Below are 16,666 nucleotides of genomic sequence, written 5' to 3' on the forward strand. Positions count from 1 at the left end.
GCACCATGACAGCAGGACGGCTGACCGTGACAACAGAACCAGCCAGCCAATGCGCAACCTTGCGCAGCGACTGGCTGGATCTGGAACACCGTGCACAACCCACGGTGTTTCTATCCTGGCAATGGCTGGGGCATTGGCTGAACGTTTATAAGCCAAGTGCCTTGGTACTTCGCGTAATGGAAGGCGAGCGCTTGGTTGGCTTGGGATTGGTGGTAGAGAGCGATGAGCGCCGACATGGCCTGCTGAAATCCCGCTGCCTGCGCCTGCATCAAACCGGCCACAAGCTGCTTGATCAAATCTGGATCGAGTACAACGGTTTTCTGGCTGAACGCGGTAAAGAAGACGCCGTTGCGAAAGCCTGCTTGGAGCACCTGTGCCGTACCATGCCTGGCTGGGACGAGTTTATTCTGGGGGCCATTGACGCCGACGAAGCCGACCGCTATGCGAAAATCACCGGCTTGTACAAGCATCTGCGTTGGGAAGCACCTTGTTTTGGGGTCGATCTTGATGGCTTGCGCCAAAGCGGAGGAAACTATCTCGCTACCCTTTCGCGCAACACTCGCCACCAGATAAATCGTGCGCACCGGCTTTACAGCGAGCGAGGTGAAGTCACCCTGGTTCGCCCTGAATCCGTAGACCAAGCGTTGGCCGTATTCGATGCCATCGGCCCCAGGCACCTCGAACGTTGGGGCAAAGGGCCGGACCAGAGCGGGTTTGCCAACCCGGATTTCGTGCGATTCCACCGGGAGCTTATCCGTGAACAGTGGGCGGAGGGAGGCGTTGATCTGATTTCCGTGATGGCAGGCGATGAGGAAATTGCTTTTTTCTACAACCTGCTCCACAACAAGGTGGTGTATTTTTACTTGGGCGGTATGGCCGTTGAGACTGATAACCGCCTCAAGCCTGGTTTACTGGGCCACGCGCTGTGTATTGAAGATTACCGCGATCAAGGGTTCGACTATTACGATTTCATGGGCGGCGATGAGCGTTACAAGTCCAACCTTGGCCATTTTCATCGCAACCTGGTGCAGATTGCTTTACAGCGGCCCCGCTTCAAACTGAAGCTTGAGGATGTTGCAAGGCGAGCAAGAAACCGCTGGCTTGGGGAGGCAAGTGCCGACAATGAGCGCTGAACTTCATATCCGGGCCTCCAGGTTTAACGCATTCCCTGCAGATGAGTACAACCGGTACGTTGCAGAGCATTCTGCAGCCACGCCCTATCACCGAAGCGGCTGGTTGCGAGCGACTGAGCAAGCCTATGGCCACATGGGCTGGGTGATCAGCGCGCACCAGAACGAAATACTGTGCGGTGTACTGCCCTTGGTGGAAGTAAAGCCACCCATCGGCACCAGCAGCCTGGTGACACTGCCATTCTGCGATCTTGGCGGTGCACTGGCAGACAGCGCAGAAATCCGGGAACGATTGATTGCCGAAGCCGGAACCCTGACTAAAACAAACCGCATTAAAATCCTCGAAATGCGTGAGGGTGGTGAAGCGTTGAACGCTGACAAAGACGCCTCTGGCGAACAAAAAAAACAGAGCGTTGATGCTCTGCCCGGAAGCACAAAAGTACGAATGCTGTGTGACTTACCGGAAAACAGCGAAGCCCTGTTCAAAAGCTACAAACCCAAGCTGCGGAGCCAGATTCGCAAGGCTGAGAAAAATGGGCTGAGAGCTGAATTGCGCACAGAAGCGGATGCGGTCGATCTGTTTTATGAGGTATTCGCCCAGAACATGCGCAGGCTGGGCTCACCAGTGCATAGCCTGCAGTGGTTTCAGGAATTGAAAGCCGCCTACGGCGAGCACATGCTGATTGGTATTGTTTTCCAGGCCGATAAGCCCGTGGGCGCGGGCATCGTATTGCTGGGGGGTAAAGAAGCCTGCATTCCCTGGGCATCCACCCTGGAGGAGTTCAACCGGCTTGCGCCCAACATGCTGCTGTATTGGACCTTGTTAAGCCATGTGTGCGATCTGGGATACACCCGGTTCGACTTTGGCCGCTCAACACTGAATGAAGGCACCTACCGATTCAAGAAACAGTGGGGCGCTCAGCCCTATGAGCTGATCTGGACAGAATACCGCAGCGGCATGGTAAATCTGCCGGGCAACGAATCTTATAGCACCGGGGCATCCGTTGCCTCCCAGCTGCGGCCCCTCATAGAAAATATCTGGCGACGCCTACCGCTGTCGTTTGCCAACTGGCTTGGCCCAAAATTGAGACGATACATTACCTTATGACGTTAGTACTGCTGTTAACTCTGCTTTGCCTTGCCGTGCCCGTGTACGTGTATTTCGGGTACCCGGCCATATTGTGGTTGCTCACCCGGGGCCTGCCGGATACCACCCACCGCCGGGGCGAGCACAAACCTTCAGTGGCGCTGATTATTTCCTGCTACAACGAATCAGACGTAATTCGGGAGAAGCTTCTAAACGCACTGGAGCTGGACTACCCGCAAGAGCTGCTTCAGATCATAGTGGTGTCAGACGGTTCAGACGATGGCACCGATGAGGCCGTAAAAGAGTTTGAAAACGATCGAATCCTTTTGATCCGTCAGGAAGGCCGATTGGGCAAAACCATGGGCATCAACCTTGCCATGGAACAGGTGAAAGCCGACATCACCGTGTTCAGCGATGCCAACGCCATGTACGCCAGCGATGCCATCAGCAAACTGGTACGCAACTTTGCAGATCTCGATGTGGGTTACGTGGTGGGCGCAGCCCTGTACACCGACGGCAACGAGGGCGCCAGCGCCCGCAATGAAAACCTCTACTGGCGCTACGAGCTGGCCATCAAAGCCATGGAATCCCGCCTGCATTCTGTAGTGGGCGGAGATGGCGCCATATACGCTATTCGCACCAAACTGTGGGAGCCGCTGCAGCAGCAAGACATCAACGATTTCGTAAACCCCCTGCAAATCATCGCCAAAGGCTACCGTGGCGTGTTCGATGCAGATGCAAAGTGCTTTGAAGAAACCGCCGGCGATTTTGATCGGGAAGTGGCTCGCAAAGAACGCATCGTAAACCGCAGTATTCGTGGGTTGATGCGAGTAGGGCGGGTAATGAACCCAGGAAAATCAGGCGTGTTTGCCTTTGAGGTTATCTCTCACAAATTACTGCGCTGGCTGATTCCCTTGTTTCTGCTAGTAGGTGTCGCAGGCAGTGTACTTCTCGCGTTTTCAGGGCTGGGCTTATTCAAGCTCATTACGGCAGGCACGGTACTTATGTTAGTGCTCACGCTCGTGGGGCATCTTTCGCAAAATCGCAACGAATTGCCAACCTGGATTGCTACGCCGTATTACTTCGTAATGGTTAACGGCTATGCAGTCCGAGGCATTGTTAAGGCGCTACAGGGGCAGACTCAAGTAACCTGGAGTAGCGCCAGAAACAACGAAACAAGGAATTCCGGAGTGTCAGACCAGTGAGTAAGCTACGAGTACTTCAGTTCATTACCCCAGCGGGTTTTTACGGGGCAGAACGTTGGGTTCTCGCGCTGGCCAACAACATCAACCACGATGATGTGATCTGCGATCTTGCTGTCACCCGGGAATCTCCGGATCAGGATCTTTCCGTTGCCGAATACTACCCACGCACCGATGGCCAGCAGGTGAACTACCTGGACATGAAAGGCCGTTTTGATTTTCGGGTAGTTAGCAGGTTGTGCGAAGTGATCCGCAACAACAAAATCGACGTTATCCATACCCACGGATACAAATCCGACATATTAGGGCTGCTGGCTGCCAAGCGGGCGGGCATTGCTTGTGTCAGCACACCACACGGATTCTCCGGTAACGTTGGCTTCAAGCTCGCCACATTCATTCGCATCGGCACCTACATGCTTCGCTACTTCGACCGGGTTGTCCCGCTGTCGGAGGAACTGATGGACGACATGAAGCGATTCAAAGTGCCCGAAGCCAGAACATCGTTCATTCGCAATGGCGTAGATCTCAAAGAGATTGATGCGGCTCTGGCAGCCCTGCCTCAGGTAAACACCGCTGATAAAGAAACCCCCGTCATTGGCTTTATCGGCCAGATGATTCCCCGCAAGGGAATACCGGATCTTATAGAGGTTTTTGACAGGATCTATCAAGCGCAGCCAAACCTTCGATTGCAACTGCTGGGCGATGGCAGTCAACGATCAGAATTGGAACAGCAAGCCGCACAACTGAAGAGCGTTAATGCCATAGAATTTTTGGGCTTTCGCAGTGACCGACTGGAACTGCTTTCCAAATTCAGCTTGTTCGTCATGACCTCCTCACTGGAGGGTATTCCCCGCTGCATGATGGAAGCCATGGCAGTGGGCATTCCTGTAGTCGCCTATGATATTCCCGGCGTTGATCAGCTAGTAGAGCATGGCAAAACAGGCTTACTGGCGCCCTTTGGTGACAAGGCTGCGCTGGCTGGATGCTGCAAACAGGTTCTGGAAGATCCCGCGCTGGCGGCCACCCTTAGTCAAAATGCCAGGGAAATGGTGCATGTGCGCTACTCCGCTGCCCGTATGGCCGATGAATATGAAGCCTTGTTCCGAGAGCTGACTGGCAAAGCCAAACCCGTAGCCGCGACACAGTCCCCAGAAAAGCGAGAGGTGGGCTAATGTGCGGGTTCGCCGGCTTCCTTCGCACTGCTTCAACACCTGGTAGAGAAGCCCATCAGGGCTGGCTCGACACCATGGGGCAGGCAATCCTTCACCGGGGCCCAGATGCGGGCTCAACGTGGCTCGACGACGCAGTAGGCCTGGTACATCGCAGGCTGAGTATTCTTGATCTCAGCGATGCCGGCACCCAGCCCATGGTATCCACCTCCGGGCGTTACGTGATTGCCTACAACGGCGAGATTTATAACTTTCAGGAACTGCGCGACGACCTGGTTAGCCAGGGCCATAGCTTCCGCACGCGCACGGATACCGAAGTTCTACTCGCGCTCTACGAGATTCATGGCCCCGATTGCCTCCAACTACTGAATGGCATGTTCGCTCTGGCCATTTGGGATCGCTCAGCCCGAAAACTATTCCTGGCACGGGATCGCCTTGGCAAGAAGCCACTGTACTTTTACGAAGCCAATGGGCAGTTTGTATTCGCATCGGAGTTAAAAGCTCTAACACCCGCCCCCTTCGTTAAAACCGAATTGCGGCACGATGCCATCAAGGACTTTTTCGCTTACCAGTACGTGCCAGACCCCAAAACCATCTACAAAAACGTGCACAAACTGGCGCCCGGCTATTGGTTGGAAACAGATGGCACCCACACACACCAGCAACAGTACTGGGATGTGTCTTTCGGTTCGCCTTCAAATGCCAGCCTGGATGAATTGCAGGATGGCCTCTACAACCTGATTGACGATGCCGTTCGCCTGCGCATGGTGAGCGATGTGCCTCTTGGGGCCTTCCTCAGTGGCGGAATTGATTCAAGCGCTGTGGTTGGCTTGATGGCAGGCCACACCAGCACACCCGTGACAACCTGCGCTATCGGCTTTGATTCAAAACGGTTTGATGAAGTGCACTGGGCCAAGAAGGTTGCCCAGCAATTCAAAACCGATCATCACGAATTCACTGTGAAAGACAATGTCGCAGACAGCCTTGCCAGCATTGCACGGTTCTTCGATGAGCCCTTTGCCGACCCCTCGTTTGTACCCACGTATTTTGTATCGCAGTTAGCCAGACAAAAAGTAACGGTGGCGCTGGCGGGAGATGGTGGCGATGAGAACTTTGCGGGCTACAGCAAATATTACACAGATCACGTTGAAAACCGACTAAGGGGCCTGTTTCCTGCCGGAATTCGCCACAATCTATTCCCCGGGCTCGCCCGCCTGGCAGGCTTGATCAACTCCGGCCCTACGCGAAAAGCAAAATCCCTTCTCGGAACTCTGGCGCTTGACCCGGACGAAGCATTTTATATAACAAACAGTTTTTTTCGTAGAGATGTGTGGAATGATCTAGTTACAGGGGAGCTGAAACGAGAAACCCAAGACTACGACCCTGCGGAGATCACCCGCGCCCATTACAAGAATGCGGACACGGACGACCACCTATCAAGCATTCTGTACACCGACATAAAAACCTACCTTCCCGGCGATATTCTGGTGAAAGTAGACCGAATGAGCATGGCAAACTCTCTGGAAACCAGAGCACCGCTGCTGGATTACCGAGTGGTGGAGTACGCGGCCCAGATACCTTCGGCGCTCAAACTCAACGGCAAAGAAAAAAAATACATTCTGAAAAAAGCCTTTGAGCGGATGTTGCCGGAAGACATTTTGTATAGAAAGAAAATGGGCTTTTCGGTGCCCTTAGCCCATTGGTTGCGCCATGAACTGAGGCCTACGGTTGAACAGCTTTTGCTGTCTTCAAATAGCGGTGTGGCCAACTTCTTTGAACCTGCAGGTATCCACAAACTCTGGCAAAAACACTTGGCAGGGGACGACCAGTTCACACAGGAGCTATGGTCGCTATTGGCCTTTGAGCTTTGGTGGCAGCAGTACCAGGTGGGTGTATGACAGTCGAAGAGAGCAAGCCAACAACAAAACCAGCCAAAAAGCCGCTGCGGGTACTACACATTACCTTCAATATGGGGATTGGCGGTACAGAACAGGTTATACGCCAGCTTGTCCAAGGAATGGCCAATGAAAGCGTCGAGTCTGAAATTCTATGTATCGATGGTCACATAGGGCCTATTGGCGAAGCACTTCAGCAGTCTGGTGTTCTGGTTCATAAACTTGCACGCAAGCAGGGGTTTGACTGGGCGTTGATAAAAGCCATCCGCAAGCGCTTGAGGGAAGGGCGGTTTGATGTGGTGCATTGCCATCAGTACACGCCCTGGATGTATGGATGGTTAGCGGCATTGCCTACACGCGCCAAAGTGGTATTTACCGAGCACGGCCGTTTTTATCCGGACAGGTATCGCTATAAAGCCATGCTCATTAATCCCATAATGGCGCTGTTCACTCCATCTATCGTCGCAATTTCGGAGGCGACCAAGGATGCGCTCGTAAAGTATGAGTTTATTCCAAGGCATAAGATCCAGGTTATTTACAACGGCATTGCCCCGTTGGTGCGAGACAAAGAGGAAGCGCAAAAGGTCAGGGATAGTTTGGGTATCCCAAAAGATGCCTTTGTCGTTGGCACTGTCTCCAGGTTAGACCCGGTTAAAAATCAAGCCATGATGCTCAGAGCGTTTAAGCAGTTTTCTGAGAAAGAGCCAGGCAGCTATTTGTTGATGGTTGGAGATGGCCCAGATAAGGCTAAGTTGGTATCGCTGGCGGAAGAGTATGGTATCAGCGAGAGGGTTATATTTACTGGTTTCATTAACAACCCCGTTCACTATCTGGCTGCTATGGATGTGTTTCTACTGTCATCTCATACAGAAGGCACGTCGATGACATTGCTGGAAGCGATGAGTCTAGAAATGCCGGCGGTTGCTACTCGGGTGGGGGGAAACCCTGAAATAATAGAGGATAACGTAACGGGAATTCTGGTCGAGCCAGACATGGCATACCCTTTTGCAGAATGTATTGAGCAACTTCTTCAAAAATCGATTCTCAGGCAGAGTATGGGACAGGCAGCAAGGCTGAGCTTTGATAAGCGGTTTAGTGCAAACGCGATGGTCTATCAATACAGCAAAATATACGGAGACCCCGATTCAGCCCCCTATTCGCTACACGGCAGTACGGATGAAATAGAGAATGGGTAAGTTTGCACTACTTTTCATTTTTCTGTTTTTCGCAGGTATCTTCGGCGCTCTATTTTTTGCACCTGTCTTATCAGTGCTTGTTTACCAATTAATCTATTTTGTAAACCCGGATAATAGTTGGTGGGCGGCAAGCATTCCTGGCCTGCAATACTCTTTTATAGCAGCTCTACTGATGCTGTTTATGTTAATGATGCGCTACAAAGAGCTATCTGAAATTTCTCCGTGGGGAAAACAACCTGTATTCAAGTGGATGTTTGGGCTGTTAGCAATTTATGGTTTGATGATATTTTTTGCCATCGTTCCAGAAGTCCATAAACCATTCACTTATGATTTCGCGAAATTAATAATTATTATGCTTGCCGTGTACAAACTTGTTAACTCAGAAAAGGCTTTGGATGCGTGCCTTTGGACCTATGTTCTGGGTGTAACATATCTTGGCTATATCGCGTACTCAGTAGGCCGTGATGGGCAAGGACGGGTAGAAGGTATTGGTATGATAGATACTGGCGGTGATGGAAACATGACTGCTGCAGCGATGGCGCCCGCATTGATTATTTTGACCTACATGGCTTGGATGGGAAGCAAAAAAATAAAATTCCTTGCGATCTTTTGTGGTGCCTTTATTGCGAATGGTATTGTCCTAATTAATAGTAGAGGTGCCTTTCTTGGAGTGGTGGTCGGAGCATTTTTCTTTCTCTTTTTTATGATCTTTTCAAGGCATCAGCGCGAAGGGCAGCGCGGTATGGCTATTTTAATTATACTTATCGGCATGGCTGGCACTGCTTATGTTGCCGATGAGGCCTTTTGGTCACGAATGGAGACGCTCGAGAATATTGATGATGGATCTAAAAGTGGCTCCCATCGAATCGATTTTTGGATTGCAACATTTGATGTGTTAGAAGACTATCCAATGGGCGTAGGCATTCAAGGTTATATTGAGCTAAGCCCTAACTACCTTCCCGAACACTATTTCGAAGGTCGAAAAACTGGAAAAGCAGTTCACTCGACATGGTTTCAAGCTCTCGGCGAAGTTGGCTGGTTTGGATTTGCACTTCTATTAATGCTTCTTATTTCGACGTTCAGGCTGTCCAGGAACACAAAGCAGCATCTAATAGCGAATAAGAGCTATAATGCATACTTCAAAATGTTGGCGCTAGAGGGAGCATTACTAAGTTTTTTGGTTGCGGCGAGTTTTATAAATCGTGCAAGAGCTGAGATGCTTTACTGGTTAATTCTTTTTATAGCGATCGCTTCTAATATTTATTATTTACGATTCACGGAACCAAAGCGAAAAAACATGAAATCTCGCAGTGCAGTTGGAGGCGGTGAAGATGAATAACTTGGTGTCCGTTATTGTGCCGGTCTATAACCGGGCACACCTCGTGCAAGCAACCATTCAAAGCATTCTTGACCAAACCTACCATTTTTTTGAAATTATTCTGATCAACGACGGCTCTACAGATGGGTCTTTAGCTATCCTAAACGACTTTGAGCGAAAGTTTCCTGAAAAAATCCGTGTGATTGATCAGGTAAATCAGGGACAAATCGTTGCTAGGAACAACGGAATAAAAATTGCCAAAGGTAGCTATATTGCGTTTCTCGATAGCGATGATCTTTGGCTAAGGGAAAAGTTGGAACGTCAAATACCTCTATTTGAGCCTGGCGTAGGGTTAGTGTACTCCGGAACAGAAATAATTGACGAAGGCGGCCAAACAACTCGGGTCGAGTTTGCGGATGAAAGCATGTCAGGTGATATTTACCCTCAGTTATTAGTGAAAAACCGCATGACAGGTGGAACGGTTGTGGTTACGGCAGAAGTTCTGGATCGAGTAGGGGTGTTTTCAACTGATTTTAAAGCTGCTGAAAATTGGGACCTGTGGTTGCGCATATGCAAGGTTTCCCAAGCTCGAGTTGTAGCAGAACCACTGGTCAAGTACAGGATTCATAGTGACAACATGTCCGGGGACACACAGTTGATGCTCAATGCAAAACTAAAAATCATGGAGAAACACTGTGATTTGGGCTCAAAGGATGCTGTTATTGCCCGCTATTCTCGCTTGGCGCATGCAGACTATCACTACCGTGAGGGTTTGCACTTTTTTTCGGGTGGGGAGTTTCATCGAGCCAGGAAGGAGTTTATTTCTGTGCTGAGATTTTCACTTTTTTATCAGGACACATGGATGCGCCTTGCTCGCACCCTGTTAGGCCAACGAGGCAACCAGTTACTACGCGGTCTTAAGTAAGGGTTATAAATGGCTAATGTCAGGCGTGCTGTAATTTTTTCGTCTCTTGGACGGTATCTCCTGATGTTTATCGGACTCGCCAGTTCGATGGTCATTGCAAGGCTATTAACGCCCACTGAGATTGGCGTTTTTGCTGTTGCCAGTTCTTTAGTTATGATAATGGCAGAGTTCAGGGTGTTGGGAGCAAACGCTTACCTTGTTAGGGAGAAGGAGCTAACCAACGATAAGATCCGGTCATCTTATGGGCTTACCCTGCTCGTTTCATGGTTTATGGGTATTTCGATTGTTATTGCAGCTTTCCCTCTGTCAGATTTTTTCGAAATAGAAGAGTTGGGTGGGCTTTTTGTGCTGCTTTCTGTGAGTTTTTTTATAGCACCCTACATAAGCATTCCCCACGCTATTTTAAGCCGAAAATACAAATTTGGTTTGATTTCCAATGTATATATCGCTGCGTCAATTTCACAGTTTGCCATAACGGTAATATTGATTTTATTTGGATTTAGCTTTTACTCTTTGGCGATTGGTAACTTGGCGGCAGTGTTTGTTCAAGCTGTCTTGTTTCTATACGCTAGTCGTGATGTGAGCATCTATCGACCAAAGTTCAATAATATGAGAGTTATTGCCAAAGTAGGTGTATATACTTCGTTAGGGCACGTGATTCGAAAAGCCCAGCAAACAGCCCCGGATATGGTGTTGGGAAAAATGGGAACTCCAGCAGAGGTCGGAATGTTTTCGCGAGGACTTGGGCTGATGGTTTTTGTGACGGAAACGATTATGTCTGGTATATATCCTGTGGCGGCTCCCTATTTGGCGGACATAAATAATCGCGGTGGCGATGTTGTGAAAGCGTATCTTAATGCTTCACAGCTTATTACCGGTGTTCTATGGCCTGTACTCGCAGTTGGGAGTGTTGCCAGCCTCCCGGCGATAAGGCTGATGTTTGGCGATCAGTGGGATGCTGCGGCACCGATTGCGTCAGTCGTAGCAGTATGGGCGATGCTGAGGGCACCGCACATTCTTGCTCCACAGGCGCTCATTACACTTGGCTATGAAAGCTCAATGTTTGCTAAAGAGCTTATCGTTTTTATTGTGTTTTTAGCAGCAGTCATTTTAGGTTACCACAAAGATGGAATGCAGGGAGCTGCCTATGGTTTTATAGTGGGTGGTGTTGCCGATTTTGTAGTTTCGGCATTTTTTGTGAAAACTCGAATAAATATTAAAATTTTTAAGCACTTTCTCTCTTTAGTTCCTAGTTTAATGGTTGCGATATGCTGTTGGTCGGCTGTTCAGGGAATTGCGTACGCTTGGCCCTTCAGGGAGATAGCACCATTTTATTCGTTCCTTCAGATAATTTTCTTATTACCTTTTATATGGCTTCTATCTTTATTTGTTTTCAGGCATCCGTTGCGAACTGAGCTTATTAAAGCATTTCCTGATAACTTTTCATAAAATAAAAGTGAGCTATTATTAACTCCAGATCTATGAAAAATCTTAGGCCAGATTAATTGTTAAATTGCGCTAATTTTACTTTAATGTATGGGGTAATAGAGTATGTTGAATAATGATATTGAAAAAGAAGAAAACATCTTTCAAAAACTCTATCGTGTTTTTTTGGTCGAAAGGCGGCTTCCGATATCTATCGAGCATCGTTACCAAAAACTTTTATACGCTAATCGGCTAACCAAAATCTTACGTGATATTTCTGACGGTCCACCTATAGCGTGTGCTAAGAACGCGGATACCGAATTGCATATGCTAACCTGTGAAAGAGATTTATATATGGCGATAGCTGCTTGTAAGTCTTTTTTAAGGTATTATCCCGATATATCAGTAGTGTTTCATGGTGATGAGTCTTTAGATGAGAGCATGTCTGATTTGATAAAATCCGCAATCCCTTCATCGAGGTGCATCAGCTATCAAGGCGCAGAGGATATAATAAAACCAAACACTGATGTCTTCCAGTTAAGGCAAAAGATTGCTGGAAGATTTGAGCTGCCTCCAGGATATGAGAAGCAGCGCAGAGCTTGGGCATTAAAGGTTTTTGACTTTCATGTTCTATCAGAAGCAAAGAAAATAATTGTTATGGACTCTGATATCTTATTTGTTAAGCGGCCGGATGAACTAATTGATTGGATAAAATCTGAGAAAAGTAGTGCGTTTTACTCTATTCCACAATTTCCAAACCTGAAGGTAGAGCCCAAAAATTTCAGCAGAATTTTTCCAAACGGAACGCCTGTTAATAGCTTTAATGGCGGGTTGTACGGCTACAAAAAGGAAGATGTCAGTTCAGAATTCTTGATGGATGTTGTGAGAAAGTTGATTTCAGAGAAAGATTATCCAATTCTTGGTGATGAGTGCTTTTGGAGGGCTGTATGCTCATTAATTCCTTCTGAGCCACTTTCATTTGATCTTTATCCCTTAATTACTCCGTATTATCAGAAAAATAATTTTATGCCCGACTTGAATAAGGCAAAATATATACATTTTATTTGTAAGCACAGAGGTGGGCTATACGGAAAGATCGCTAAGGAAGTGTTTCGATAAGCGATCTTTAAATCCAATTGCGAACACCAAGGCCTGAATTTTTTTCTGGGTTGGCCGTATATATTGACGCACTTCTAAAGCTCGTTGGTCAAGTCATTTTTCTCATATTTTTGATTGAAGAGAAAGCTTTCTAGTACCTTTATAAGCCATATGCGATAAGACTTTCTTTTTACCCCTGTACTCCATGGGCCTAGTCTCAGCAGAAGGTGGTGAAGGAAATGCCATTTTATAGTGTTCTCTGGAATATCAATAATTTGCGCATTGTTGACCAGATTTCTGTTTGTGATAACTTGAGCCGCACTAAATGGCGATGGTCCGCATGAGGGAAGTGATAGAGCCAGGGTAAAGTGGTCATACATTGGCATTGCCGTAATGGCGAAATCCTCAAAATCAATCACAGTGATATGACCAGTGTCGATAATCAGATTGTTCAGACAAAAATCGCCATGTTGAGGTATCGATGAGCAATTGGGCATTTGTGAGAGATCGTTAATCGCAAGTTCGACGAGCTTTTCGAGTTCGGTATTCTCCGTCTCGCCCGTGCTCTGATATTCCAAAAAGGCTTTACGTAGTTCTTCGTGAGGCTTGAGCTTGTTGGTTTTGTTCTCGATCTTCTCTTTCGCCCTAATCGCCGCGTGAAAGTTCGTAAGTGTTTGCCACATTCTTGTTTCGAGGAGTTTCCTTTCATCCTCAGAACGGATTTTTGATTTTACTTGAAACCAGGGGGCACCTTTTACACCGCGTTGCACATCATACTTTTCGCTGGCATGTTCATAAATTCCCACAGGCTCGGGAACTAGGTTGCCCACTAGGCTATAGAGTTCGCTGTGAATATGGTTGGAGTGGAAAGCGTGGGCGTCGTCTAGCTTACGAACTACGTAGGCTGGATAGTCAGAATTTATATTGAAGACCAGATAAATTGGCCGACTGGTACTTACGCACGCAATTGAGTATGTATCTGCATGGTCATCCAGCAAGCCAGCGGTGGACAGCAGATGTTTAATGAAATACATGGCTATTCTATTCCCTGCTCAAAATGAGGCCTAAGCCGCCAATTGCTGGATTGGCTCCGAGAAGCTTCGCGACCACATTTCTGATCATTCTTGCCAAGTTAGAATGATCGTACGGCAAAATGTTGGCTGAAACATACAGATCTGCGCTGGTGTTAAGCTCATAAACGCATGCTGGGTAATCCAGTGAGGGATAAATACCAACAAGGTTTGCATTCGTCAGGGGGTCTTCGTGAGAAAAATCCTGTTGTAGCTTGTTGAGCGTAGCCAAACTGTGGTAGAGCGTTTTGATGTTTTTTAATTTCCGGTTGCTCGTACTGGTATTAGTAATGATGCAGCAGCGCTTGGAAGCTTGAAGAAGTTGTCGGACTTTAAGAGTAGTTGCCGCAGAATCAGCGAGTTGCAGCATTACAACAGGGCTTTGTAATACATCTTCAAGTTGGGAAAACTGCTCTTCCTTTGCAGTGTGGTCAGGCATAGAGAGCTCGAAATATGAAATTTTGAAAAGGAATGGAAAATATGACGTTTTGTCGTATCGCCAATACTAGAAGCTTGTTCACCGCATCTCCAGTTCCAGTTGTTAAGTTATAGATAGAAAGTATAACCCCGCCTTGATACTGGGGGGATTACATTTGGTAGTATCACCTCTATGCTGGCTTGACGTTTGGAATCATTCAGCCATTTCAGGCTTGTGAACCCCAAGCTCTGCGCTTGCAACAGAACACCTCACATCCGGAAATGCATCAAAATGTCCTATCGACACTTGTCCGTACAGATGATGCTATAACGAAATGTTACTAAAGGATGCGACTCACCATCATTACTGAAACGATTCCCCGCAATTTGACGCTATTTTACAATATGATTGCCTATGGGTTCTCTGCTAGCATTGGTACATATTGGTTGGGTTTGGCGGTATCCTACTGTGTTGTGCCCAACATTACATTGGTTGATGAGTTTTCCGTATCGGACAAGAAATGGGGGAGATAATCCCATTCAAGAGTTCGGCTGAAAGCTTGGTAAAGGAAATAGCTATGCTCTTGTTGAAAAAGCATTTTGTTCATGGGCTTTTAACGTTTGGCGCTCTTCTGGTATCTCCGGTGCTGCATTCAGAAGTGATTTTTAAAGAAAGTTTCGACGGCCAGCCAGATTGGACTAGTGCCATGCATAGTACGGACACCGTACAGAGGGCAACAACTCACACAATTCCAGAAGGTTGGTACTCCATTCGGCAAGACCCGACATGGGCACCATCCAAAGGCTATCAAGACAAGCATGAAACAATCGAGATACTTGCGTCCAATGCTAACAAGGCCCGTGGGGGTAAAGGTAAAAGTTTTGTGAGTTGGCGAGACTCTTATGATAGAGGATGGAATTACTGGGCCTCTGAGTCAATCTTGCTCAAATATTTTCCAGAGGGTTATGACGAGCTTTACGTTGAGTTTTGGATTAGATTCGACCCTAACTGGACGCGTGAACAAGTCCCTGGCAGACCCAGCGCTGCCTCAAAAATGTTTAGGGTATCCAGTTGGAGTGGTGATGGGGAAGAATATGGTGCATTTTCCGACGGTAATGTTGGCCCTATTGCGTTGTGGGATCACTCGGTTAACAAATACGGCCTTCGTAACGCATTGGCCTTCAGAGGGGGCCCCCACAGTGATAATTACAAACTCACCGGCGCTGACATCCCGGATGTAGGAAATTCCATTATCTCCGGAAGTCTGGGCGACTTTAATTTGAACTTCTCCAGTAGCCTGGCGGGGAGGGGGCCCACTGGAGCCGATCCTGTTATTGCTGATCGTCTTAACGGCGGTTTTATAACCAAAAATACGTCAGGTTTGGTGGGGCATGATCAGATTTTTGGCCCCGGCGACTCGTGGACGAAGATGGCGTTTTACGTAAAAATGAACTCGGCTCCCGGTGTAAAGGACGGTGTTTTCCGCCAATGGCTGAATGATAAGCAAATATTTGTGAGCACTGAGATTCCTTGGATTCGTCCGTCGGAGACTCGTGACGAAAATGCAAAGTGGAATTTAGTCGCAATCGGCGGCAATGATTTTTTCCAAACCTATCCCAATGAAGAGCGCCATGAGGAGTGGTACTCAATAGACGATCTGATTATCCGCAATGATATACCCGATTATGTTGATTCTGGAAGCGGTACCATTGTTGTTCCCCCTAATCCACCCGCTGGCTTTGACGTGAGGTGAATTGTAAGGCTGTTTTCCATAAGCTTTTGAAGAGCCCAAGAATACGACCAGATAGATAGACAGCGTCGAGGAAGTAGATAGCCAATAGATTACGCAGGTTTTTCTCTAAGTTCTTTGACCTGCGTAATCTCTTAAGTGTAAAGATTAAAGGAATGCCGAAAATAAAAGGCATTGATATTAGAGCGTTGGATATGTTTCGATCAATTAAGCTCGAAATAAATGACATTATAGCTATTAGAAATAGAATAATAAAATAGAATGTTGGATCTGATCTAGTTCCACTCCAGTTTTGTAGGTAATTCTCTGAGTGCCATACTTGCCTTAATAAAAAATTCTTGAGAGTGCTCGGATTACCGAGATGGATAATGTTAATTTCCTTTGTCATTATTACATTGTAGTCTTGAGCTTTTAAATAATTAGATAATTTGGTGTCTTCACCGGATGTGATTTTCTCGTCAAATAATCCTACTTTTAAAAAATCAATTTTTCTTATAAAAATGCAACATCCCAAGAGATCTTTGGGTGGCGACTTGTTTTCCAACAACCAAGCTTTTTCTATCCAGTGAGGTTGCTTTCGGAGATCACAATCACCTCCGTACACCGTGCCATGCGTATTTAGTAGGTTGGCTCCTTTAGAAAGCCAATCAACGGGCGCAACGCAATCTGCATCAATGAAGGCCAGCAACTCGCCGTTAGCCAACTTCGCGCCAGTATTTCTTACCGCGCCGACAGGCCCAGATGTCTGCTGTACTACTTTAACTTCGAAATTATTTGCTATTTCACTGGTTTGATCGGTTGAATTATTATCTACAACAATTACCTCGTATTTGTGTTTTGGGTAATCTTGAGCAGCAAGAGACTTGAGGCAATGTGATATATATTGTTCTTCATTGTGCGCAGGTACTATGACACTAATAAATTTGAAATCCATTTTTTAATCCTACAATGCTCTCTTTTTCGGACCTGTGGTCGATATAAGG

Annotated in this window: 14 protein-coding genes; 11 read left to right on the forward strand and 3 right to left on the reverse strand. The window is 47.4% G+C overall.

Going from position 1 to position 16,666, the window contains the following annotated elements:
* The first annotated feature begins 26 nt into the window (after positions 1-26).
* The 10 genes from RG807_RS01915 to RG807_RS01960 all read left to right on the forward strand — a co-directional run bounded on the left by RG807_RS01915 (position 27) and on the right by RG807_RS01960 (position 12,466).
* Positions 27-1,133, forward strand: coding sequence for a GNAT family N-acetyltransferase (locus RG807_RS01915; RefSeq protein ID WP_309043337.1), 1,107 nt, complete (start codon positions 27-29; stop codon positions 1,131-1,133).
* Positions 1,123-2,238 carry a FemAB family XrtA/PEP-CTERM system-associated protein gene (locus RG807_RS01920; RefSeq protein WP_309043338.1) on the forward strand — a complete coding sequence of 372 codons (1,116 nt, stop codon included), beginning with the start codon at positions 1,123-1,125 and terminating at the stop codon, positions 2,236-2,238. Before RG807_RS01915 ends, RG807_RS01920 begins: the two co-directional genes overlap by 11 nt.
* Positions 2,235-3,422 (forward strand): glycosyltransferase family 2 protein, encoded by a 1,188-nt coding sequence (locus tag RG807_RS01925; protein ID WP_309043339.1) that lies wholly within the window; start codon positions 2,235-2,237, stop codon positions 3,420-3,422. The genes RG807_RS01920 and RG807_RS01925 overlap by 4 nt, the downstream gene beginning before the upstream one ends.
* Positions 3,419-4,591, forward strand: a complete 1,173-nt coding sequence (locus tag RG807_RS01930; protein ID WP_309043340.1) for a glycosyltransferase family 4 protein — start codon at positions 3,419-3,421, stop codon at positions 4,589-4,591. The genes RG807_RS01925 and RG807_RS01930 overlap by 4 nt, the downstream gene beginning before the upstream one ends.
* Positions 4,591-6,486: an asparagine synthase (glutamine-hydrolyzing) gene (gene asnB, locus RG807_RS01935; protein WP_309043341.1), complete on the forward strand. Its 1,896-nt coding sequence runs from the start codon at positions 4,591-4,593 to the stop codon at positions 6,484-6,486. Before RG807_RS01930 ends, asnB begins: the two co-directional genes overlap by 1 nt.
* The gene (locus RG807_RS01940) at positions 6,483-7,679 is read left to right on the forward strand and encodes a glycosyltransferase (protein ID WP_309043342.1); all 1,197 of its coding nucleotides are present in this window, start codon (positions 6,483-6,485) and stop codon (positions 7,677-7,679) included. Before asnB ends, RG807_RS01940 begins: the two co-directional genes overlap by 4 nt.
* Positions 7,672-9,018, forward strand: a complete 1,347-nt coding sequence (locus RG807_RS01945) for an O-antigen ligase family protein (protein ID WP_309043343.1) — start codon at positions 7,672-7,674, stop codon at positions 9,016-9,018. Before RG807_RS01940 ends, RG807_RS01945 begins: the two co-directional genes overlap by 8 nt.
* Positions 9,011-9,922, forward strand: coding sequence for a glycosyltransferase family 2 protein (locus RG807_RS01950; protein ID WP_309043344.1), 912 nt, complete (start codon positions 9,011-9,013; stop codon positions 9,920-9,922). Before RG807_RS01945 ends, RG807_RS01950 begins: the two co-directional genes overlap by 8 nt.
* 9 nt (positions 9,923-9,931) lie before the next feature.
* The gene (locus RG807_RS01955; RefSeq protein WP_309043345.1) at positions 9,932-11,371 is read left to right on the forward strand and encodes an oligosaccharide flippase family protein; all 1,440 of its coding nucleotides are present in this window, start codon (positions 9,932-9,934) and stop codon (positions 11,369-11,371) included.
* Between the two features lie 102 nt (positions 11,372-11,473).
* Positions 11,474-12,466, forward strand: a complete 993-nt coding sequence (locus RG807_RS01960) for a hypothetical protein (RefSeq protein ID WP_309043346.1) — start codon at positions 11,474-11,476, stop codon at positions 12,464-12,466.
* A 74-nt stretch (positions 12,467-12,540) separates the two neighbouring features.
* On the opposite strand, the gene RG807_RS01965 is transcribed toward RG807_RS01960, so the two are convergent.
* The gene (locus tag RG807_RS01965; protein ID WP_309043347.1) at positions 12,541-13,479 is read right to left on the reverse strand and encodes an aminoglycoside phosphotransferase family protein; all 939 of its coding nucleotides are present in this window, start codon (positions 13,477-13,479) and stop codon (positions 12,541-12,543) included.
* A 7-nt stretch (positions 13,480-13,486) separates the two neighbouring features.
* The gene (locus tag RG807_RS01970; protein WP_309043348.1) at positions 13,487-13,954 is read right to left on the reverse strand and encodes a hypothetical protein; all 468 of its coding nucleotides are present in this window, start codon (positions 13,952-13,954) and stop codon (positions 13,487-13,489) included.
* A gap of 556 nt (positions 13,955-14,510) precedes the next feature.
* On the opposite strand from RG807_RS01970, the gene RG807_RS01975 reads away from it, so the two are divergent.
* Positions 14,511-15,686, forward strand: coding sequence for a hypothetical protein (locus RG807_RS01975; protein ID WP_309043349.1), 1,176 nt, complete (start codon positions 14,511-14,513; stop codon positions 15,684-15,686).
* On the opposite strand, the gene RG807_RS01980 is transcribed toward RG807_RS01975, so the two are convergent.
* Positions 15,655-16,617, reverse strand: a complete 963-nt coding sequence (locus tag RG807_RS01980) for a glycosyltransferase family 2 protein (protein WP_309043350.1) — start codon at positions 16,615-16,617, stop codon at positions 15,655-15,657. The genes RG807_RS01975 and RG807_RS01980 overlap by 32 nt on opposite strands.
* Positions 16,618-16,666: the final 49 nt, after the last annotated feature.

The organism is Marinobacter sediminicola (assembly GCF_031157525.1).
Classification (GTDB): Bacteria; Pseudomonadota; Gammaproteobacteria; order Pseudomonadales; family Oleiphilaceae; genus Marinobacter; species Marinobacter sediminicola.

Coding starts and splice junctions, on each gene's coding strand:
- RG807_RS01920 (WP_309043338.1), top strand. CDS start 1,123: ATGAGCGCTGAACTTCATATCCGGGCCTCCAGGTTTAACGCATTCCCT.
- RG807_RS01925 (WP_309043339.1), top strand. CDS start 2,235: ATGACGTTAGTACTGCTGTTAACTCTGCTTTGCCTTGCCGTGCCCGTG.
- asnB (WP_309043341.1), top strand. CDS start 4,591: ATGTGCGGGTTCGCCGGCTTCCTTCGCACTGCTTCAACACCTGGTAGA.
- RG807_RS01940 (WP_309043342.1), top strand. CDS start 6,483: ATGACAGTCGAAGAGAGCAAGCCAACAACAAAACCAGCCAAAAAGCCG.
- RG807_RS01945 (WP_309043343.1), top strand. CDS start 7,672: ATGGGTAAGTTTGCACTACTTTTCATTTTTCTGTTTTTCGCAGGTATC.
- RG807_RS01950 (WP_309043344.1), top strand. CDS start 9,011: ATGAATAACTTGGTGTCCGTTATTGTGCCGGTCTATAACCGGGCACAC.
- RG807_RS01955 (WP_309043345.1), top strand. CDS start 9,932: ATGGCTAATGTCAGGCGTGCTGTAATTTTTTCGTCTCTTGGACGGTAT.
- RG807_RS01960 (WP_309043346.1), top strand. CDS start 11,474: ATGTTGAATAATGATATTGAAAAAGAAGAAAACATCTTTCAAAAACTC.
- RG807_RS01965 (WP_309043347.1), bottom strand. CDS start 13,479: ATGTATTTCATTAAACATCTGCTGTCCACCGCTGGCTTGCTGGATGAC.
- RG807_RS01970 (WP_309043348.1), bottom strand. CDS start 13,954: ATGCCTGACCACACTGCAAAGGAAGAGCAGTTTTCCCAACTTGAAGAT.
- RG807_RS01975 (WP_309043349.1), top strand. CDS start 14,511: ATGCTCTTGTTGAAAAAGCATTTTGTTCATGGGCTTTTAACGTTTGGC.
- RG807_RS01980 (WP_309043350.1), bottom strand. CDS start 16,617: ATGGATTTCAAATTTATTAGTGTCATAGTACCTGCGCACAATGAAGAA.